General features: G+C 41.5%; 7 protein-coding genes. 4 read left to right on the plus strand and 3 right to left on the minus strand.

The genetic code is table 11. The annotated features are described in order from the left end of the window. The first annotated feature begins 200 nt into the window (after positions 1-200). From PR767_RS21085 to PR767_RS21100, 4 genes are all read left to right on the plus strand, one after another. Positions 201-1,139 (plus strand): RepA family replication protein, encoded by a 939-nt coding sequence (locus tag PR767_RS21085; protein WP_272520900.1) that lies wholly within the window; start codon positions 201-203, stop codon positions 1,137-1,139. Positions 1,140-1,843: 704 nt separating this feature from the next. Beyond that, positions 1,844-2,413: a ProQ/FINO family protein gene (locus PR767_RS21090; RefSeq protein ID WP_272520901.1), complete on the plus strand. Its 570-nt coding sequence runs from the start codon at positions 1,844-1,846 to the stop codon at positions 2,411-2,413. After that, on the plus strand, positions 2,410-3,027 hold the full coding sequence (locus PR767_RS21095; protein ID WP_272520902.1) for a DUF2913 family protein: 618 nt from the start codon (positions 2,410-2,412) through the stop codon (positions 3,025-3,027). The genes PR767_RS21090 and PR767_RS21095 overlap by 4 nt, the downstream gene beginning before the upstream one ends. Positions 3,028-3,092: 65 nt before the next feature. Continuing rightward, complete coding sequence (locus PR767_RS21100) at positions 3,093-3,626, plus strand: site-specific integrase (protein WP_272520903.1); 534 nt, start codon at positions 3,093-3,095, stop codon at positions 3,624-3,626. A gap of 782 nt (positions 3,627-4,408) precedes the next feature. Here the strand turns inward: PR767_RS21100 and PR767_RS21105 are convergent. From PR767_RS21105 to PR767_RS21115, 3 genes are all read right to left on the minus strand, one after another. Beyond that, positions 4,409-5,797 (minus strand): ISKra4 family transposase, encoded by a 1,389-nt coding sequence (locus PR767_RS21105; protein ID WP_442959810.1) that lies wholly within the window; start codon positions 5,795-5,797, stop codon positions 4,409-4,411. 24 nt (positions 5,798-5,821) lie between these two features. Continuing rightward, a complete protein-coding gene (locus tag PR767_RS21110) occupies positions 5,822-6,415 on the minus strand; it encodes a recombinase family protein (RefSeq protein WP_272520905.1) in 594 nt (197 codons plus the stop codon). A gap of 80 nt (positions 6,416-6,495) precedes the next feature. Then, positions 6,496-7,025: plasmid pRiA4b ORF-3 family protein (locus PR767_RS21115; RefSeq protein WP_336297932.1), on the minus strand; the 530-nt coding region annotated here is incomplete at its 5' end.

Here is a 7,025-nt window from a genome sequence, read left to right on the forward strand (position 1 = left end):
GATGGGATGTAACACACAAACATGTGCTGTGAACCCAAATAGAAAACCCCTGAAATCTTCTACATTCTTGGCGGGACGTAAAGATTATCAGGGGTCATCAGAGCAATTCCGCTAGGGGTAATGTTGAACTCCTAGCGGGGAGTATAGAATTATGCGCAAGAAAATTCAACTCCTTCCGTACAACATAAGTGCGGAGAGACATGTCTAATGGGATCTCAATTCCTGCAATTCCTTGTTCCGTCGGTAAAATTCATCGGCATTATGCGCCAAAATTTTTAGGGCAATTACCGAAATTAGTGCCTGTACGTCGCTTTGCAGCCGCGTTAAAACGTCACGATTGGAACCGAAACCCCCATATTTACCAACTGCGTTATAGCCGAAAGCAACGGATATCTGTGCGTTCAGAGCGTCGAGAAACCTTTGATGCGTTAGCGATGGCCATGATCGCGTATGCCGATTATAACCCCGAAAGTGACGCGCTGTTTGAAGTGATGTGCTCCGTGGAGAAGTTGGCGGAATTGTGTGGCCAACTGTATCGCTATGACTGTGGGCGTAAAAGTTACGATCCAATTTTGCACGCGTTACGCGACTGGGAACAAGCAAACCTGATTGTCATTGATCGCGATTTTGATATCGAGGCCAAACAATACAAAGCGATGCGTATTTGGATACGCCCTGAATTTTTCCATGGGCTCGGGTTTTCTGCGTTAGAACTGCGCGAAGTGGTCTCTAGTTTTAGCCGTTGGATGGAAAAGAAGGGATTAAAAGAGAGCTATCAAAAACGCTACGCCCAACATGTCTTGCGACTTGCCCGTGCGAATGTGGCGTCACTGGATACTAAGCACAAACTTCGCAACCTGCTCAACAAGCTTAAAACCCTCGTGGTTGGGAAAGATGAAGCGCTCAAACAAGAGAAGAAACATTTAGCTAAGGCCCTGAAGGAAAAGAAAGCGTTAGCCAAAAGTTTGGAAGCACCAGAAAGCGCCGAACATGCCGCATGGCGTCGTTTTGAATCGTGGAAGGTGACACAGCCTATTGCGGCGGTCATGGCTTTTGAGCGCAAAGTGAAAGCCTTGTATCCGAGTGTTCAAGGGCAGGCTATTTACCTGCATTACCTCGAACACTTACCCGACTCCTAATTCATCCCCCCTAAATTTACCGCCTTGACTGGCGGTGGTTTCGTTCGCCCTAAATCTGGATAGCTTGTTTTTTGAGCGATAAAGAGGTTGTCTCAATCGCTCAACTTGTCGCGATGATGGCCGCTAGCCTATTTTCGTTTGCTATTTATGCTCTTAACTTCGAATGATGTTATTTACCTCAATTAACTTCGAATTCGTTTGGGGTTTTATGGTTAAATTCGTTTTTAGGTTCTGAACTAAACGACCTTATAAATAAGGAGTTGCGGCTCTGCTTTTTCAAGCCGCACACTCTAAAGAGATAAAACCAATAAAGCCTTCGCTTACAAGCCATAAATGGCTGTCGCTCAGAACACGGTGTCAGTATCGTGCCATTGCCCCCGTAAAGCTGGCCAATGGCCATCTTAACGCGCAGCTACAGCCGTTCATCGAGGCTTCGCCTCTCGCCCGTCTCACTGCGTTTTTCAAAGGGTCAAACAAACAAAATAACGGTGTTAATTTCAGTCAGCTCAACCAGGACAGGGGGTAGATAGGGGTCTTAAACAGCACGTAACCGCTAACGCGGGTCTCGACGGCCCTAACCTTAACCTGTTCTCTGTGATTGTTTTTGCCGTCTACTGCCCTTTGGGCGGGTGATTTCGGTGAAATTTCATGATAACCTGCTAGTAATGCATTGATGATAAACGCGATTTTGGTGTGAGGTTAAAATGGAGCGCAAAACACTGACGTTAAAACGTCCGACGATAGAAAAAGAGTCGGAAAGTACCGAACCAGTTATTCAGCGTCGCCGTAAACAGGTGGTGGTCAATACACAGCGTAAACCCAATAAACCCGCCAAAACAGCGCCAACTCAACCTACTAAAAAAGTGACCTCTCCGCCTGCGAAAAAACAGAAAGAGGTTATCATCCCATTAGAAAAAAAAGTTATTCCGCCAACGCCACCAAAAAAACATCTCTCCTTAGAGGAAGCTATCGCGAATATCTCAGAATATTGGCCACACCTTTTTCCTAATGAACAACTTCGACCGATGTCAATTGGTACACGAGAGGTCTTATTGGCGGATAAAAATGCCCGTAAATTGCCAATTTCGACTAAAAAATTGAAACGTAGCCTTGCGGCCATTAGTCACAGTATGAAATATCGCACCACGATTATGCCTGGTGCGGTACGCTATGATAAAGACGGTCAACCGAACGGAACTGTCACGGAATCAGATGTCGCTGATACGTTAAAACGCATTCAAAAACTGGCTAAACAACAATCACGAACCGCATGACAAAGATAATCCATTCTCCAATTTCGGTTGAAGAAAAAAATCATTGGTTAGGTAAGTTAGCGTTTTCCGCGTTAGTGGCGCTCAAACTGGCGCAATGGGACGGAAAAGCGGCTCGAAACGCCCAGTCTGAAAATCTATTCCTGCTTCGCTGGCTACAAACGGCACTCAAACAAAAACGGTTTCACCGCTGTGTCGTCCATGATTTTGAATGGCTCATCAATCTTGGCCAACAACGGTTGGTGACCTCAAAATTGAAATTCCGCTTGGAGTATCTGTGGCGTTCGTGTTGTTGTGATATTACCAGCCAAAGTGATTTGTTTCGCCTGACCTACGCAACTGAGCTGCTTAAAGATTTAGGGTGGGATAGCGCGGTGCTTAGTGATGACCGCTGGCAAAAACTGATCACGAAAAAACCGATACTGACCGCCATCCCCACCTTCTATGTCACGCAATCGGCTTTAACCGTGGGGTTTAGTGATGAGGGGAAACAGGTTAACTCGGTGGATTTTTGGGTGCTGGGTGATAAAAAACAATTTAGCGAAGTTATGAAACAGCACCATCTTCAGGGGAAATTTGATGATGATGATTGGCAATATCGGTTAAACATCGGTTAACGTGAGTTTTCGTTCCACTGAGCGTCAAACCCGGTTAATTTTCATCTTTTTTGACAGGAAGGTGTATGACTGAAGGTAAAGTAAAAACTCGAGCATTAAGGCGTTACCTTGATGAGTTTAAGAAAACACAGACACGTTGTACTGCTTGCCATACACGTCTGGAACGGGTGTCATTGATGCTGGATGGAATGGCAATTAATAAAGATGATATCAAGAATATGTCACAGCGGTTGAATGAAACACAGTGGACTGTACTGCAAACGACGCGATTACGGGTTCTGTGTCGTTTTTGCAGTGAGCTGTATTCGCCGCCCTTGCCCCGCTTTGTGGATTTAATAGATTTTCAACGGCATTTATTATTGAACTCATCGATGAACGTCAGTACTGTACGAGAATATGTCACGCGGTTACGTCGTATCGATACGTTGTTGATGAAGCTAGAGGTTCACATGTCGCAATTTAATGTTGAGCAGGTCATGGCGGTTTTATCGGATCATTACTCCGGCGCATCGTTAAATAATGCGGTCTCGGCATTGAATAAATACGCAGAATATGTCATAGAATGTTTAGCGAGGTCTGTCGTTTTTGTGGAAACATAAGCGAACAAGCTAATATGTAATGCTTTGATATTACAGCGTTTAAATATAATTTAACGGTAAAAACAAAATTAAAAGATAGCTCAATTGTTGAATATTCTCGTAGATTAAAAGATTATAAAATATTTTTGAAAAAATAACGCTAAATTTAAATTTTTCTATCCCACAAAGGAAGATGTATGTTTTTCTGATAAGAGGAAAATACATCATTTATATAAACTAGAGCTCATCAAAAGTATTTGACATTCCTGTGTATTTGTATATGATGCTCAGTGTAAGCGTTGGGTTAACCTTTACCATACTTATTGTAGATAAGCGGTACGGGCCAGTCGCAAAGAGTCTATGAAAGAGGCTGCCTAACGGCAGCCTCTTTCTCTTTAAGGGTATAAAAAAAGAACACCCGCCGCATTTTTTTCTATCATAATCATGGAGCACCCTCTGCTTCCACGGACTAATTTTTTCATCGTTCTTGCTTTTGTCATTCTATTAAAAGAAATTGATTTTATATCTTTATACTTAATGAACGTTTCGATCCCTTCGTCTGTTACAAGCCAATTTAACGATTTGAAACTTTCAGAATTTAAGTAGTCGTCATATGCAGTGGGGGATAACCACTTCAATAATTCTATAGTTTTCTCAATTGAAGAGCTTAATCGAATAAGCATTTCGTTTTTATTGATTGGAGCTTTATTTATAACTGCTGGAGTGGAATTTTTTTTTGGTACAATTTCTTCATATTCTGGCCCAAATTTCCATATTGGAGAGCATAAAAAAGTATGGGGTATTTACGCGGCCATTGCATCTAACTCAGTGCTACTTAGTTTAGGATACCAACGGTGAAAGATGCCCTCTAATTCATCATTTAAAACGGCCACTCGGGTTTGTAAAAGGTAATGTGCACCTTCTTGGCTCCACTGCATTTGCTGTTTTTTTGCCATTCGTTTTGCAATAACTTCATTCACTGTTGATTCCACAAATGCCGTTGAAATGGGTTCACCATAGCGATACCGTTCCCCATAATTGGGGATCATAGCTTGGTTATTATCAATATAAGTTATCATTTCCTCTAAATACCGTACCATTTTTTTGCTGTTTTTATAGGCTTGACTATCTTCTTCATCATCAAAAATACATAAACAGCTCTCTAGTTGTTCTAATGCCTCATCGACATTACCATGCCATAAATACCATTTTGTTTTTTCCAGTAAATCTCTTAATTTTATACCAATCCTTGAGGATTGTGAGCCAACCCCTTTAGCACACTGGTTAAGCACTGTTAGGCGCATACTAATATGAAACCAATCTAAAATATGCTCAGCTTCGGGGTAAATACCGATTTGCATCATTCTCAGATTATCGGCCCCATCCGACAAAAATGATATCTGTTGATTCGTTTGCATTCCTTGAGCATTAAGTACAGAAAGTAAGCGTTTTCTTGGATTGTTTTCAAATGTGTGAACGTAGCCAAACCGTTTCGCTTGAAGATTTTCAGCGTAAGCTTTTCCTGTAATGATTTCAAAATTGTTTTTTCGGTTATGGCAATCTCGAACGTAACCACCATCAAATCCAATCACCATCGGTTTTCCTGGGCGGGGCAACCGCTTATTGTCATAAGCGGATTTATCGAGAAAATCGGGTTGCTCGGCTAACTCAGCTTCTTGCCGTTTAGCGACGCTGATTAAGTGATTACGTATTGTGGAGGCATTTAGCGCGTTATTGATCGGTAAAATATCTTTTAATCTATCGGCGGTAAGATCATAAGACATCAATGAGGCCCATTTAGCCTCAATATATTTTAGTTCGGGATGGGTATTTTCGGGTAGCCATTCACTGAGCAAACTCACTGATTTTGTATTATTTGTCTCACAGTGACAACGGTAAAGCCGAAGCCCTTTAATCGGAATAACACCAAATAAAGTATGATAATGGCGGGCCTGATGATCTTTTATTTGACGGCGTTGATGACAGTGTGGGCACTCTCGATGCGCTTGCATATAGGATTGGCTTTGGGCCTGTATAATGGCTAATTGAGCACTATTGAGCAATATCTTTGATTCGTTAAGGGATAACCCCAAAGGTTCACTGTGTTCGGCAGTTTTCTGTAACGTCAATAAGGTTTCTTGATAGGCGGAACCATCATCGTGTATTACCTTTGCTGTCACTACGATCTTCATCATACGACCTCCAAAGTTAATGGATTATTTTTTCCTTAACTTATAGTAAGTTGAAACACCTATTCCAACGTTATCACAGGCTAATTTAAGACGAATACCTTTCGCTTTTAATTCATCAACCATGATAACCTTACGCTTATCTGCAGGAGGGCGACCCGTTTGCTCCCCTCGATGTTTTTTAGCCGCAATTCCTTCCGCTTGGCGTTCCCTAATTAGCGCTCGTTCAAATTGACTAAATGCGGACATCATATGCAATTGAAGTTCTTGTAATGGATTGTTTTCATTCGCTGAAAAGCAAATATTTTCTTTGAGAAAAATGAGTGAAATGCCTCGCTGTTTCAGATCTAACGTTAAATAACACATATCCATCATATTGCGGCATAAACGATCAATAGAGTGAACAATTAACGTATCTCCAGATACGAGTAGCGCTAATAATTGTTGTAAATTGGGTCGATGTGTATCTTTGCCGCTAGCAATATCAGTAAAAACGGTTTTGACTTTATAACCTGAATTTTGAATCGCAATTTCTTGTCGTGCAGAATTCTGCTCAGCAGAACTGATACGAATGTAAGCATAAATCATAGAATAATCCATAAAGGTTATAGAGGTTTTCATAATACTCTCTAAACCCCAATTTATACCACCTTTAGAGACAATTTAAGGACAGAGATCTCTATTTACGTAAAAGTATACCTTTAGAGAGCCCAGTCTAAGCCTTGTGAATAGTTCGGTGTGTCAAAATCATAGCGCTTTAATAACTGATTGAGACGTCGGCGGTTAAATTTAACTCGGTTGTATTCATCGATAAACTCCTGAATATCTGCCCAAGTCGTGCAATCATTACTTTCTGCTATGGCTTCTAAAAGTTTAATCGTGGCTTCGGTTTCATCATATTTAGTGGCATTCGGCATTCTTTGGCCACCAAGGCAAAAAGGCGTGTTTTGATTTATGTTTGATTCAATCGCTTCAATACGGATATCTAATAACCAATGACGGTAAAAATTATACTCATAAGTAAATTTATCGCGATTTTCAAACTGAAATGAGGCAAGCGAAATCGTCCAAGGATTATCATAAAAGCCTAATCCACCTTCGTAGCTAATACCGTAGTCTTTGCCATGAATATGAAAAGAGTGAAGGTGGTAGTTATCCCAACCAAACGCAAATTGCAGGAGAAAGTGGAAAGCGCCAAGTGACATACCACCGTGAATACGAAAACGTCGCC

It is taken from the genome of Providencia sp. PROV223, assembly GCF_028479245.1.
In the GTDB taxonomy this organism is placed as follows: Bacteria; Pseudomonadota; Gammaproteobacteria; order Enterobacterales; family Enterobacteriaceae; genus Providencia; species Providencia rettgeri.